Below are 13,209 nucleotides of genomic sequence, written 5' to 3'. Positions count from 1 at the left end.
ATGGATTTCAGGGAAGTGATTGAGCAGCGCTATCGACAGCTGCTTAGCCGTTATATATCTGAACTGACAGAAACGTCCCTTTATCAGGGACAGAAATTCAGCAGAAAAACGATCGAACATCAAGTGCCGCCGGAAGAAATTATCAGCATACACCGAAAAGTTCTGTCTGAATTGTATCCGGATCTTCCAGACCATGTGTTCCATTCGCTCGACTTTTTAATTGAAGTGATGATTGGATACGGGTTGGCCTATCAAGAACATCAAACATTAAGAGGCATTCAGCAGGAAATTAAATCGGAAATGGAAATTGCCGCAAATGTGCAGCAGACGCTGCTTGAGACAACAATTCCGAAAGTCGAAGCCCTCGAAATCGGGGCGCTGAGCGTTCCGGCGAAGCAAATGAGCGGTGATTATTATCATTTCGTCCGCGATCAGGAATCGATGAATATCGCCATTGCAGATGTGATCGGGAAAGGCATACCTGCCGCATTGTGCATGTCGATGATCAAGTATGCGATGGATTCTCTGCCGGATTCGGGCACTGATCCTTCACAGGTGCTGAAAAGCTTGAACAGGGTGGTCGAACAAAATGTCGATCCGAGCATGTTTATTACGATGTTTTACGGAAACTATCATCTTCAAAAACACCTATTCACGTATGCATCCGCCGGTCATGAACCTGGCTTTTATTATTCTTCAGGAGAAAACAAATTCTATGATTTAAAAGCGAAAGGTCTCGTTCTCGGCATTTCTTCAGATTATGATTATGAACAATGTGAGCAAAAACTAGATATCGGCGATATGATTATTCTTTTTTCAGACGGAGTGACTGAATCCAGAACAGAGTCCGGATTTTTGGAGCGCGGCGATCTTCAAGACCTGATCAGCGTACATATGAAGGAGCCGGCGCAGCAAATGGTTGAGAAGATTTACGAACATCTGCTCAAGCTCCAGGAATTTCAGCTCCATGATGATTTCACTCTCATCGTTTTCAGAAGAAAGGTTTAATGTTTCATGTTGCCGGGTAATCATACTGTAGCGATTAAAGAGAATCAGAGGTGATATTGTGAATTTGGCAGTCGATACGAACAAAACTGATTATGCAATAGAAATCAAAGTAGCGGGAGAAATCGATGTCCACTCTGCACCTGCACTGCGTGATAAGCTGATGCCGCTCGCAGAGGAAGGAAGGGATCTGAAAGTTTGCCTGAAAGACGTGTCATATATGGACAGCACGGGACTGGGCGTTTTTGTAGGCGTATATAAAGCGGTAAACAGGACTGGGGGTTCTTTGGTGCTTGAAAATCTATCTGAACGCTTAATTCGTTTGTTTGATATTACAGGCTTAAAGGACATCATTGATATTTCTGGAAAGTCAGAGGGTGGATTATAATGAAGACTGCAGTTGATTACATTGAAATGAAATCACCTGCCAAACCGGAGTACGTGGGAATTGTTCGTTTGACCCTGTCGGGGATTGCGAGCAAAATGGGATATTCCTATGACGATATCGAAGATTTGAAAATCGCTGTGAGCGAAGCTTGCACGAACGCTGTGCAGCACGCTTATCAAGCGGATAAACAAGGGGAGGTCTCCGTCAGGTTCGGCGTTTTTGAAGATCGCCTTGAGATTGTTGTCGCAGATCAAGGGGACAGCTTCGATATTTGCGATAAACAGGAAGCGCTTGGGCCATACTCTCCTGAGCATACAGCAGATCAGCTGTCAGAAGGAGGGCTCGGCTTATATTTAATGGAAACGCTCATGGATGAAGTGAATGTGCAAATTAACTCTGGTGTCACCGTGTCGATGACAAAGTTCTTAAACAGGGAGCGAGTTGATGATGGCACAACCGTCCAAAAATACGAAACCAACTAAAGATGAAGTCGCCCGGCTGATTAAAAAATATCAGGAAAGCCATGATGAAGAGGCTCAAGCGATCCTTGTCCAGACATATCAACATCTCGTCGAGGCGCTGGCCAAAAAGTATTCCAAAGGCCAAAGTTTTCACGAAGATCTGAGCCAGGTGGGAATGCTCGGTTTGCTGGGGGCGATCAAACGGTACGATCCTGATGTGGGAAAATCGTTTGAAGCCTTTGCCATACCGACCATCGTCGGAGAAATCAAGCGGTTTCTCCGGGATAAAACCTGGAGTGTCCATGTGCCGAGAAGAATCAAGGAACTCGGACCCCGGATCAAAATGGCGGTTGACCGGCTGACGGCGGAGACCCAGAGGTCGCCCAGAGTCGAGGAAATCGCCGAATATCTCGGGGTGACGGAAGAAGAAGTGCTGGAAACGATGGAAATGGGGAAAAGCTATCAGGCGCTTTCCGTTGACCACAGCATTGAAGCCGATGCCGACGGCAGTACGGTGACGATTCTGGATATCGTCGGCTCACAGGAAGAAGGCTATGAAAGAGTCAACCAAAAGCTGATGCTGGAAAGTGTATGGCATGTCCTGTCCGATCGTGAGAAAAAAATCATCGAGCTGACTTACATCGAAAACAAAAGCCAAAAAGAAACAGGGGAAATGCTGGGCATATCGCAAATGCACGTATCGAGGCTGCAGAGGAAAGCCGTCAAACGTCTGAGGGAAGCTTTGTCAGAAGATCCCTTGATGGAGTTAAAGCCATGATCTGGACCGAATCGAATGACCACATTCGCGCACTTGTCTACCAGCTGCCTAAAGACGGGAAATCGATCTGCGGAGACAGCTTTTATTTCAATGCGACCGACCAGGGAATGATCTGTGCCCTGGCCGACGGACTGGGAAGCGGTGAAATGGCTCATGAATCCTCTTCGGCGATCAGCGAGGTTGTCAAAGAGCATGGTGATGAAGATGTCGCAAGCTTGATGGAGAGGTGCAATCAAGCGCTGAAGCAAAAGCGGGGTGCGACCGTCTCGATTTTAAAAGCCGATTTTAAAACGAGGACCATCGCTTACAGCTCAATCGGCAATATTCGCTTTATCCTATATGCTCCTTCAGATCAATATATTTACCCTCTCCCCGTGACCGGATATATGTCGGGAAAACCGCAAACCTATAAAACATTCACCTATACGTATGAAAAAGGATCGAGATTTATCATCCATTCAGACGGCTTGGTCGTACCAGGCCTTCGATCTTATTTGAAACTGCACCACTCTCCCGGAGATATTTCAGATCAGCTTGAAACTTATACGCTGATGGGAAAAGACGATCTGACCTACATCATCGGACAGCTTTTTTAGAGGAGCTGTCCTTTTGATATAGGTGTTTTTCAATATCTTTTGGTACACTAATAGGACAACATTCTTATGGAGGATACAATGGATACTTTAGCGTTAATCGTCAAACAAATCGCAAAAGAGACGGAGCTGGCGCCGAAGCACGTCGGCAATGTCATTCAATTATTGGAAGATGGAAACACCGTGCCTTTTATCGCGAGATACCGCAAGGAACAGACGGGTTCTATGGATGAAGTGCAAATTCAAACGATCTCCGAACGCTGGGGATACATTCAGCACTTAAATCAGCGGAAGGAAGAAGTCATCCGTCTGATTGCCGAGCAGGACAAGCTGACAGACGTGCTCAAGCTCAAGATCGAAAAGGCGGACAAGCTTCAGGAAGTAGAAGACTTATACAGACCCTATAAACAGAAAAGAAAAACAAAAGCGACCATCGCCAAAAGCAAGGGGCTTGAGCCTTTGGCTGATTTCATCAGCGCCCTGCCGCAGAACAAAAACATACTGGCTGAAGCACAAAAATACATAAACGAAGAAAAAGAAGTCTTCAGCGCCGAGGAAGCGCTGGAAGGCGCGAAAAACATTCTTGCCGAACGGATTTCCGACGAACCTGAATTCAGAAGATGGATTCGCCGGGAAACTTTCAAACGAGGAACATTAAAGTCTGCGGCCAAAGACGCTGAAGCGGACGAAAAGAAAATCTATGAAATGTATTATGAATATGAAGAGCCGATCCAAAAAATCGTGCCTCATCGCGTGCTCGCCGTCAACCGCGGCGAAAAAGAGGACATTTTAAAAGTGTCCGTCGAGCCGCCACTCGACCGCATCCTCGATTATTTAGAAAAACAAATCCTTAAGCATAAACAAACAACGGCGAAAGACTTGCTGAAGGACGCGATTGAAGACGGCTATAAACGCCTGATCCAGCCGTCCATCGAAAGGGAGATCAGAAAAGAGCTGACCGAAAAAGCGGAGGACCAAGCGATTCACATCTTTGCCGAAAACCTGCGCAAGCTCTTGCTGCAGCCGCCGATGAAAGGGAAGCTCGTCCTCGGCGTTGACCCGGCCTTCCGCACCGGCTGCAAGCTTGCGGTCGTCGATGAGACAGGGAAGGTGCTGAAAATCGATGTGATCTACCCGCACCCGCCTGTCAACAAGAAAAACGCAGCGATGGATAAAGTGAAACATATCATCGAAGAATTTCAAATTGAAGTGATCGCGATTGGTAACGGGACGGCGTCAAGAGAGACCGAACAATTTATCGCCGACCTTTTGAAAGGCATCGACAGAAAGGTTTATTACCTGATCGTCAATGAAGCGGGAGCAAGCGTCTACTCCGCTTCAGAGCTGGCCAGGGAAGAGTTCCCCGACCTGCAGGTGGAAGAGCGGAGCGCCGTGTCGATCGCCCGCCGGCTTCAAGATCCGCTTGCCGAGCTTGTCAAAATCGACCCTAAATCAGTCGGCGTCGGTCAATATCAGCACGATGTCAGCCAGAAAAAATTAAACGACTCCCTCCGCTTTGTCGTGGAAACCGTCGTCAACCAGGTCGGCGTCAATGTCAACACAGCATCGGCCGCGCTGTTGCAGTATGTTGCCGGTTTATCGAAATCAGTGGCATCCAACATCGTCAAAAAACGGGAGGAAGTCGGAAAATTCTCGACCCGCAAAGAGCTGAAAGATATTCCGCGGCTCGGAGCGAAAACATATGAGCAGTGCATCGGCTTTTTGAGGGTGCCTGACGGCGATGAACCGCTTGACCGCACAGGCATCCACCCGGAAAGCTACAAAGAAACGAGAGAGCTTTTGAAAAAGCTGGGCTTGTCAACAGAGCAAATCGGTTCGGCCGAGCTCCAGGGCAAAATAAATGAACTGGATATTCGTGAAGCGGCGGAACAATTGGCAATCGGCGCGATCACGCTGAAAGACATTTGCGCCCAGCTGACAAGGCCTGAGCGCGATCCAAGGGATGAAGTGCCTAAACCTCTTCTCAAAACCGATGTGCTCCAACTGGAGGATTTAAAAGAAGGAATGGAGCTGCAGGGTACGGTGCGCAATGTCGTCGATTTCGGCGCATTCGTCGACATCGGTGTCAAACAGGACGGGCTTGTGCACATTTCCAAGCTCAGCCGTTCCTTTGTCAAACATCCGCTTGACGTCGTATCGGTCGGCGATATCGTGACAGTTTGGGTAGAGCGTGCAGATGCGGCGAAAGGAAGGGTGTCGTTATCGATGGTAAAAGAAAAATAGCACTGCTCATCAGCAGTGTTTTTTTCTGTAAAAATACCAGCACTGATTCAGCAGTTTAATCTGGTAATGATCCTTTTCGTAAAAAGCTCTTTGCATCTGGTTTTTGAGCCAATTCGGCATTGACAATCCCTCCTGAAGGCTCTGAAGATAGAGTGTGGGTTTTGTTTTAGTTTATGCCGACGGGAATTTGTCCTGTTCGATGTTTTTGAAAATGAGGTGGATTCAATGGACGATCAGCAATTGCAGCAGCTGACAGAACAGCTGTCTTTGACCTATTTTAAAAAGCCGTTCCGGCACAAGGCTTATTTCAACAGCCGCCTGAAGACGACCGGAGGCAGATATTTATTGCACTCGCACGATATCGAGCTGAACAAAAAATATTTGGCAGAGCACGGCCGACAAGAGCTTGAAGGCATCATCAAGCATGAGCTCTGCCATTACCACCTTCATCTTGAAGGAAAAGGCTACAAACACCGCGACAGAGATTTTAGAATGCTCTTAAAGGAAGTCGGAGCCCCAAGGTTCTGCACACCGCTCGCCGATGCGAAAAAACAGCCGAGAAAAGTGCGCACATACAAGTGTGCAGCATGCGGACAAACTTTTGTGCGCAAGCGCGCCATGGATACAAGCCGCTATGTTTGCGGAAAGTGCGGAGGGAAAATAAAAGAAATTGTGAAAAAGGGTTGACTGATCAGACTTGCCTATGTTAAATTATAAAAGCCGTCGCAAGACAGGGCATCAAAAACAAATTGTTGTTCTTGACACAATTTGTCGATATAGGTATAATGAATGAGTCTGATCATTCCACAGTAGCTCAGTGGTAGAGCTATCGGCTGTTAACCGATCGGTCGCAGGTTCGAATCCTGCCTGTGGAGCCATATGGAGAAGTACTCAAGTGGCTGAAGAGGCGCCCCTGCTAAGGGTGTAGGTCGCGTAAGCGGCGCGAGGGTTCAAATCCCTCCTTCTCCGCCATTTAAAATGCGATATTGACATCATATGGCCCGTTGGTCAAGTGGTTAAGACACCGCCCTTTCACGGCGGTAACACGGGTTCGAATCCCGTACGGGTCATTTCTCATAGCTGTTGGGCTATAGCCAAGCGGTAAGGCAACGGACTTTGACTCCGTCATGCGTTGGTTCGAATCCAGCTAGCCCAGCCATCTTTATTTGAGCCATTAGCTCAGTTGGTAGAGCACGTCCGAATACGCTTCGGAGAAGTTACTTCAGCGTACACATCGAGCGGCATCTCGAAAAAGCTTTCTGAGATGTGGACGTCGTTGTATTAGCTTCAATCTAAGGATGTCATTTAATCTTGAGCCATTAGCTCAGTTGGTAGAGCATCTGACTTTTAATCAGAGGGTCGAAGGTTCGAGTCCTTCATGGCTCACCATGTCACATAAGCGGGTGTGGCGGAATTGGCAGACGCGCTAGACTTAGGATCTAGTGTCTTTACGGCGTGGGGGTTCGAGTCCCTTCACCCGCACTTTAAAAACAACATATCATGCGGTCGTGGCGGAATGGCAGACGCGCTAGGTTGAGGGCCTAGTGGGGGCAACCCCGTGGAGGTTCAAGTCCTCTCGGCCGCATCATAGGAATACCAAGGGTTTTGACGCCCTTGGTATTTTTGTGTTGGTCTAGTTTTTTCGCTATTGTGCCCACGCTGTGCCCACTTACTTAAAATAAGTCATCTAACTTGTCCGCCATTTCTTTCTGTTTGTTGGGATATAAGTGCCCGTAAACGTCGATAGTTGTTCTCACTGAACCATGGCCTAGACGTTCCTTTATAGTAATGTAGTCTTCACCTTGGTTTATTAAAAGAGCGACATGTGAATGTCGGAGGTCGGACATAACTCCATCAGATTTAGAAACAAGAATTGTGATTCTGCGAAAAGAGGATAAGGCTATGGTGATACAAGAACACTTATAATGTAATTTTTTAGGTCTTTGTAATTATTTTACATATATTATTAATATTCACTCATGAATTCGTGATATTATATTGAAGGGGACGATCAAACGCTTTGGCGTTAGTAATTAATAATGTTTTAAATATATACGAGTGCTACCTCATGTCAAAGTCAGAAAAAATATATAGGAGGTAACATATGTTTAAGTTTAAAAGGAATTTCTTAGTTGGATTAACGGCAGCTTTAATGAGTATTAGCTTGTTTTCGGCAACCGCCTCTGCAGCTAGCACAGATTACTGGCAAAATTGGACTGATGGCGGCGGAACAGTAAACGCTGTTAATGGGCCTGGAGGGAATTACAGTGTGAATTGGTCTAATACCGGAAATTTCGTTGTTGGTAAAGGTTGGACTACAGGTTCGCCATCTAGGACAATAAACTATAATGCCGGAGTTTGGGCGCCGAATGGCAATGGATATTTGGCTTTATATGGTTGGACGAGATCACCTCTCATAGAATATTATGTAGTGGATTCATGGGGTACTTATAGACCTACTGGAACGTATAAAGGTACTGTAAAAAGTGATGGGGGTACATATGACATATATACAACTACACGTTATAACGCACCTTCCATTGATGGCGAAAAAACTACTTTCACGCAGTACTGGAGTGTTCGCCAGTCCAAGAGACCAACTGGAAGCAACGCTAAAATCACTTTCAGCAATCATGTTAAAGCATGGAAGAGTCATGGAATGAATCTGGGTAGTAATTGGTCTTACCAAGTCTTAGCGACAGAGGGATATCAAAGTAGTGGAAGTTCTAACGTAACAGTGTGGTAACAGATTACCTTTAATCAGGGTAGCTAACGGGCTGCTGGTCGTTCCTTGAGAAATTTTATAATCATTGTTATTGTGAGTTACTAAGAGGCGGCGGTCTTTTAGTTGGAATTCCAATATATGCCTCGGGTATGGTAAATGATTATTAAAATCGTTAGTAATGGTTAAAGGTCGTTTTCTACTAGGCAAATGTTCAAGTCCTCTCGGCCGCATACCAGAGATACCAAGGGTTTTGACGCCCTTGGTATTTTTTATATTCATCTGTTTTTTGCCTCTTACTTAACATCCATTCTATATCGAATGTTTTACATCATCTGCTGATATATTGGATTTTGTCAATATACGGTTCAATGCTTTTTCAGTAAACGGCATAAAGCCATTAAGGATCAGCCCCCCTAAACAAACGGTTAATAAAGTTCCAATGCCGATTGGTCCATTCAAAATCATGGCCAGTATCAAGAAGGCGAGGTAAATGAACGTTCTCGAAAAAAATATATTGGTTCTCGTTAATTCTTTTATGATGAATGTTAAACGGTCAATTGGCATCGAAGCAAAATTTGTGTATAAGTATGTCGCGGTTCCTAACCCTGTAACAACCAAGCCGATTCCAAAACAAATCGCTTTGCTGTACCATTGTTCTGGTGTCACAAAAAAATGCAGCAAAAAAAGCCACATGTCAATGCCGATACCGGTTATAAACGCCGTTAGCATCCCCGAAACTTCCGGTCTTTGTCTTTTTAAAAACGAATTGCAGCCTATTAATATTAGAGCCATGATGACTTCCCAACTTCCCACAGTTAGCCCGACATTTACGGACAGTCCCACCAAAAGTGCATCAAAAGGTGAAACTCCAAGGTCTGATTGGATCGTGAAAGCAATACCGAGGGTTAATATTAAAATGCCTAATACATAAAAAATAAACTTCACTTTACTCGACCTCTTTATTGTTATTTTTCCTTGCAAATGCAACAAAAATCGGCTATATTGAATGTACAACAATTTTATTGCATTTACAACAAAAATATGTGCGCAGGAGGCAGCGATGAAAGAAATCCTTCGTGAAATTGGAATGATTGCCCGAGCATTGGATTCTATAAGCAATATCGAATTTAAAGAACATGATCTGACAAAAGGGCAGTATTTGTACCTTGTCCGAATATGCGAAAACCCGGGAATCATTCAGGAGAAGTTGGCTGAGATGATTAAAGTAGACCGGACAACCGCAGCCCGGGCAATAAAAAAACTTGAAATGAAGGGCTTTATTGAAAAGAAAGATGATGAACATAACAAAAAAATAAAAAAACTCTTTCCGACGGAAAAGGGAAATGAGGTATTTCCTTTTATCAAAAGAGAAAATGATCATTCGAATCGTGTGGCATTAGAGGGATTTTCCGAGGGGGAAGCGGAGACTATCTTCAATCTTCTTCAAAGAGTAAGAAAAAATGTAGAAAAGGACTGGGAATTCGTGAAAAAGGGGAACAAAAGAAATTATTGACAGCGTAAAGGAGCGGCAGATTGAATGACAGTAAATATAAAAAGGTGTACCCTTGAAGACTTACACAAGCTTCAGGAAATTGGTTATGAAACATTTAATGAGACATTTAAGCATCAGAACTCGCCAGAAAATATGAAAGCCTACTTGGACAAGGCATTTAACTTAAAACAATTAGAAAAAGAATTATCCAATAGCTCTTCGCAATTCTTTTTTGTTTATTTTAACAATGAAGTCGCTGGATATTTAAAGGTCAACACCGATGAGGCCCAGTCTGAAAAAATGGGTGATGATTCACTTGAAATCGAGAGAATTTATATCAAGAACAACTTTCAAAAACACGGGCTTGGTAAATATCTGTTCAATAAAGCTGTGGAAATTGCGAAGGAACGGAATAAAAAGAAAATCTGGCTGGGCGTATGGGAAAAAAACGAAAATGCCATTGATTTTTATAAGAAAATGGGGTTTGTCCAAACCGGAGCCCACTCTTTTTATATGGGGGATGAAGAACAAACGGACTTGATCATGACGAAAACACTCCTATAACTTTATAGGAAGGGGGATGATGATGTATATTCCAAAATATTTTAAGGTCGAAAATGTTGATGAAATTTGGGATTTTGTCCAAAAAAACGCTTTTGGCACAATCGTCACGACAGAACAAGGAAAACCTATTGCCACTCATTTGCCTTTAGGCTTCAATAAAAAAGGTGATGATTACTATATCACTGGGCATATCGCTTATGGAAATCCTCAGTGGAGAACATTTGAAACCTGTGATGATGTGCTTGTTATGTTTCAGGGACCGCACGCTTACATTTCTTCTTCTTGGTATGGGCATGAAGATGTTCCAACTTGGAATTATCAAGCCGTCCATATATACGGTAAAGCAAGCATGCTAGAGAGAGATGAATTAATAGAAGAATTAACAATTATGATGGAAAAATACGAAAAACATCGAAAAAACCCCATTTTATGGGATGGGCTTTCTCCTCAACTTTTAGAAAGCCAACTGAAAGCGATTGTCGGGTTTAAGATTAAGGTGGAAGACATTCAGGCTGCATATAAATTAAGTCAAAATCGCAATGAAACGGATTATACGAACATCATTGATCAATTGCAAAATGAAGAAAATCCAAATTCGAAACAAGTGGCAGAACAGATGGAAAAGAGAATGAAAAATCAAATATAAGCCTACTTTTATTAAACCCTTTGCTGTGAGAATGAAAGGATGGAACCGGAGCAGTTAGTGCATTGCTCAAATTGTTGATTTGATAGATCATTCAAATCGTCCGGCGGTACAAGGAATTATACTGATTGTCATTTGGTTCCGCAGGGAAAGGTACAAAGATAAATAAAAGGATAGTCGAAAGGCTATTCTTTTTTTTGTTTATTTTAATTCATTGATTTATAACAGTGCCCATTTTGTGCCGGGTTTTTTCAACTAGGCGGTGAACAACCCGTTTATTAAGCTAAAGTCGTCTCATGCTCAAGCTTTCTTTTATTGTTCCGTAACCGGCAAATTAAATGCTGGGAGAATAAAACCGAAACCGTCATGTCTAAGATAAAATTGACATGACACCAATTAGTGTCATATAATTAAGACACCAATTGGTGTCCAATTAAGGGGAGGAGGATTTTGAACGAGAAAAATCAAGATCGTGATATTTATGCAGCTGTTGCCGACCCAACAAGACGTCAATTGATGCGCTTGTTAGCGGATGTGGAAGAATTGCCGCTCAAAGAGTTGACCGCTCATTTTGACATGGGCCGTACCGCTATTTCAAAGCATTTGGCAATCCTTAAAGAGGCCGGTCTCGTCATGAGCAGAAAGGCCGGCAGGGAAACGCGTTATCGGCTGAATGCTGCCCCATTGAAAGAAATAGAGGATTGGGTATCGTTTTACAGGAAATTCTGGAGTGAAAGAATGTTGCTTTTAGACCAAATATTAAAGGAGGAACAAAACATGGATTTAACAGTATCACATGATTTTACTTTTGAGAGCCCGATCGAGAAGGTATGGCTCGCTTTAACGGATGCAGATACTCTTGCAAAATGGATCATGCCTAATGATTTTAAGCCTGTCGTCGGACATCAATTTCAGTTTCGCAATGAGCAGTGGAATTTAATAATTGATTCCGAAGTTCTTGAAATAGACGAGCCTTACAAGCTATCTTACACTTGGGTCGGCGGCGGAATAAACACTACAGTCACATGGACATTAAAGCATGAGGAGGGAAAAACCTCCCTGCATCTCGAACACACAGGTTTCGAAAAAGAAGATCAAGCGTTCAATGGTGCAAAATTCGGTTGGGCGAAAATGGGCGAAGATCTTAAAAAATTGTTAGAAGAAATGTAAGAAAGAGTATAGGAAAAAGCAAACTGCTCGGAAAGAGGGTGTTCCTTGATGACAAATAGTCAAATAAATCCCAAGGTCGAAGAATTTTTAAGCAGGGCTACAAAGTGGAAGAAAGAATTTGAGAAGTTAAGACATATCGTTCTTGACTGTGAGCTGACCGAAGAATTTAAGTGGATGCATCCTTGTTACACGTTTAATAACAAAAACATCGTTTTAATCCATGGATTTAAAGAATATTGTGCGCTTCTGTTTCATAAAGGTGCCTTGTTAAAGGACCCGCATGGGATTCTTGTTCAACAAACGGAGAATGTACAAGCGGCGCGGCAGATTCGCTTCAAAAATGTTGAGGAAATCATTGAACTGGAAACCATCCTGAAAGCCTATATTCATGAAGCGATTGAAGTTGAAAAAGCCGGTTTGGAAGTCGATTTTAAAAAGAATACAGAATATCAAATTCCTGCAGAACTTCAAAAAAAATTCGAAGAAATCCCTGGCTTGAAAGCTGCTTTTGAAGGATTAACCCCGGGACGGCAAAGAGCATATATTCTTTATTTTTCTCAAGCCAAACAATCCAAAACCCGAGAGTCAAGGGTTGAAAAATATGTGCAGAACATTCTCGATGGAAAGGGATTAAAGGATTAGTCAAAAGAAATATCAAGGGTTAGACGCCTTGGTATTTTTTTATTTCCGCACATTTATGTTTTTTTGGATTGAAAAACATACCAAGTGAGAAATCAAAAGGCAGAGCATGTAGCGTTGAAAATTTAACTATGTTATTTTGATAAAAGATCAGAAAAATAATAAGGAGAAACAAAATGGGCAAATTTTCTACCGATCTTTTAAAAGCTTGGCTGGCGATACCTAGATGGTTTAAAATGTTTGCACTAAATGCGATTACCATATATGTTTTATGGACACTTTTCATTGATGGAATAAACAATATATTTAGATTAGATATCTCCTCCTTAATGATAAGTCTAGCAGCATCAGGAATAATATTGGCAATGTTTAATAAAACTTCTGTAAAAAATTGAACCATGTTCTTAACACTTTCTTTAAAATCAAAACCCTGAAACAGGGGCGCCAGCGTGTCGACAAACCCTCGCATTCGTTGTCAGGTCTGCTCAGTCGGTGCTCACGAATGAT

General features: G+C 43.2%; 16 protein-coding genes, 7 tRNA genes and 2 pseudogenes. 21 read left to right on the top strand and 4 right to left on the bottom strand.

From position 1 onward, the window contains the following. The 6 genes from M654_RS20865 (at position 1) to M654_RS20840 (ending at position 5,469) form a co-directional block, all read left to right on the top strand. Positions 1–1,008 (top strand): PP2C family protein-serine/threonine phosphatase, encoded by a 1,008-nt coding sequence (locus M654_RS20865; protein WP_026585997.1) that lies wholly within the window; start codon positions 1–3, stop codon positions 1,006–1,008. A gap of 58 nt (positions 1,009–1,066) precedes the next feature. Continuing rightward, the gene (locus tag M654_RS20860) at positions 1,067–1,393 is read left to right on the top strand and encodes an anti-sigma factor antagonist (protein ID WP_026585998.1); all 327 of its coding nucleotides are present in this window, start codon (positions 1,067–1,069) and stop codon (positions 1,391–1,393) included. Then, positions 1,393–1,875, top strand: coding sequence for an anti-sigma B factor RsbW (rsbW, locus tag M654_RS20855; protein WP_026585999.1), 483 nt, complete (start codon positions 1,393–1,395; stop codon positions 1,873–1,875). Before M654_RS20860 ends, rsbW begins: the two co-directional genes overlap by 1 nt. Beyond that, a complete protein-coding gene (gene sigB / locus M654_RS20850) occupies positions 1,841–2,632 on the top strand; it encodes an RNA polymerase sigma factor SigB (RefSeq protein WP_026586000.1) in 792 nt (263 codons plus the stop codon). The genes rsbW and sigB overlap by 35 nt, the downstream gene beginning before the upstream one ends. Next, positions 2,629–3,228, top strand: a complete 600-nt coding sequence (locus M654_RS20845) for a PP2C family serine/threonine-protein phosphatase (RefSeq protein WP_026586001.1) — start codon at positions 2,629–2,631, stop codon at positions 3,226–3,228. Before sigB ends, M654_RS20845 begins: the two co-directional genes overlap by 4 nt. Positions 3,229–3,306: 78 nt before the next feature. Further along, positions 3,307–5,469 carry a Tex family protein gene (locus M654_RS20840; RefSeq protein ID WP_026586002.1) on the top strand — a complete coding sequence of 721 codons (2,163 nt, stop codon included), beginning with the start codon at positions 3,307–3,309 and terminating at the stop codon, positions 5,467–5,469. Between the two features lie 9 nt (positions 5,470–5,478). Here the strand turns inward: M654_RS20840 and cmpA are convergent, their stop codons facing one another. Continuing rightward, positions 5,479–5,589: a cortex morphogenetic protein CmpA gene (gene cmpA, locus M654_RS20835; RefSeq protein ID WP_003179153.1), complete on the bottom strand. Its 111-nt coding sequence runs from the start codon at positions 5,587–5,589 to the stop codon at positions 5,479–5,481. A 105-nt stretch (positions 5,590–5,694) separates the two neighbouring features. Between cmpA and M654_RS20830 the strand changes: the two genes are divergently transcribed. The 8 genes from M654_RS20830 to M654_RS20795 all read left to right on the top strand — a co-directional run bounded on the left by M654_RS20830 (position 5,695) and on the right by M654_RS20795 (position 7,054). Further along, a complete protein-coding gene (locus tag M654_RS20830; protein ID WP_026586003.1) occupies positions 5,695–6,156 on the top strand; it encodes a SprT family protein in 462 nt (153 codons plus the stop codon). A 116-nt stretch (positions 6,157–6,272) separates the two neighbouring features. Further along, positions 6,273–6,347: transfer RNA gene (locus M654_RS20825), tRNA-Asn, on the top strand. Between the two features lie 3 nt (positions 6,348–6,350). After that, positions 6,351–6,441, top strand: a tRNA-Ser gene (locus M654_RS20820). A gap of 26 nt (positions 6,442–6,467) precedes the next feature. Next, positions 6,468–6,539: transfer RNA gene (locus tag M654_RS20815), tRNA-Glu, on the top strand. A gap of 14 nt (positions 6,540–6,553) precedes the next feature. After that, positions 6,554–6,628: transfer RNA gene (locus tag M654_RS20810), tRNA-Gln, on the top strand. A 154-nt stretch (positions 6,629–6,782) separates the two neighbouring features. Continuing rightward, positions 6,783–6,858: transfer RNA gene (locus M654_RS20805), tRNA-Lys, on the top strand. 10 nt (positions 6,859–6,868) lie between these two features. Continuing rightward, positions 6,869–6,951: transfer RNA gene (locus M654_RS20800), tRNA-Leu, on the top strand. 20 nt (positions 6,952–6,971) lie between these two features. Next, a tRNA-Leu gene (locus M654_RS20795) sits at positions 6,972–7,054 on the top strand. Positions 7,055–7,142: 88 nt separating this feature from the next. Here M654_RS20795 and M654_RS20790 read toward each other — a convergent pair. Next, positions 7,143–7,316: pseudogene (locus tag M654_RS20790) on the bottom strand (tyrosine-type recombinase/integrase); the annotation flags it as partial. Between the two features lie 257 nt (positions 7,317–7,573). Between M654_RS20790 and xynA the strand changes: the two are divergent. After that, entirely contained in the window at positions 7,574–8,215 is a 642-nt protein-coding gene (gene xynA / locus M654_RS20785) for an endo-1,4-beta-xylanase XynA (RefSeq protein ID WP_026586004.1), read from the top strand. Positions 8,216–8,503: 288 nt separating this feature from the next. Here xynA and M654_RS20780 read toward each other — a convergent pair whose 3' ends face one another. Next, positions 8,504–9,139, bottom strand: coding sequence for a YczE/YyaS/YitT family protein (locus M654_RS20780; RefSeq protein WP_026586005.1), 636 nt, complete (start codon positions 9,137–9,139; stop codon positions 8,504–8,506). A gap of 115 nt (positions 9,140–9,254) precedes the next feature. On the opposite strand from M654_RS20780, the gene M654_RS20775 reads away from it, so the two are divergent. From M654_RS20775 to M654_RS20755, 6 genes and pseudogenes are all read left to right on the top strand, one after another. Beyond that, positions 9,255–9,707 carry a MarR family winged helix-turn-helix transcriptional regulator gene (locus M654_RS20775; protein ID WP_026586006.1) on the top strand — a complete coding sequence of 151 codons (453 nt, stop codon included), beginning with the start codon at positions 9,255–9,257 and terminating at the stop codon, positions 9,705–9,707. A gap of 24 nt (positions 9,708–9,731) precedes the next feature. Next, a complete protein-coding gene (locus M654_RS20770) occupies positions 9,732–10,250 on the top strand; it encodes a spermidine/spermine N(1)-acetyltransferase (RefSeq protein WP_026586007.1) in 519 nt (172 codons plus the stop codon). A 22-nt stretch (positions 10,251–10,272) separates the two neighbouring features. Then, positions 10,273–10,896 carry an FMN-binding negative transcriptional regulator gene (locus M654_RS20765; RefSeq protein ID WP_026586008.1) on the top strand — a complete coding sequence of 208 codons (624 nt, stop codon included), beginning with the start codon at positions 10,273–10,275 and terminating at the stop codon, positions 10,894–10,896. 447 nt (positions 10,897–11,343) lie between these two features. Continuing rightward, positions 11,344–11,577 (top strand): annotated as a pseudogene (locus M654_RS24170) (ArsR/SmtB family transcription factor); the annotation flags it as partial. Between the two features lie 93 nt (positions 11,578–11,670). Further along, complete coding sequence (locus M654_RS24020; protein WP_236251288.1) at positions 11,671–12,063, top strand: SRPBCC family protein; 393 nt, start codon at positions 11,671–11,673, stop codon at positions 12,061–12,063. 48 nt (positions 12,064–12,111) lie between these two features. Further along, the gene (locus M654_RS20755) at positions 12,112–12,705 is read left to right on the top strand and encodes a YdeI/OmpD-associated family protein (protein WP_026586010.1); all 594 of its coding nucleotides are present in this window, start codon (positions 12,112–12,114) and stop codon (positions 12,703–12,705) included. Between the two features lie 19 nt (positions 12,706–12,724). On the opposite strand, the gene M654_RS24015 is transcribed toward M654_RS20755, so the two are convergent. After that, on the bottom strand, positions 12,725–13,171 hold the full coding sequence (locus M654_RS24015) for a hypothetical protein (protein WP_236251161.1): 447 nt from the start codon (positions 13,169–13,171) through the stop codon (positions 12,725–12,727). Positions 13,172–13,209 lie beyond the last annotated feature (38 nt).

Source organism: Bacillus sp. NSP9.1, assembly GCF_000465465.2.
GTDB lineage: Bacteria > Bacillota > Bacilli > Bacillales > Bacillaceae > Bacillus > Bacillus sonorensis_A.
This window is presented reverse-complemented; position numbering and strand designations above follow the sequence as displayed.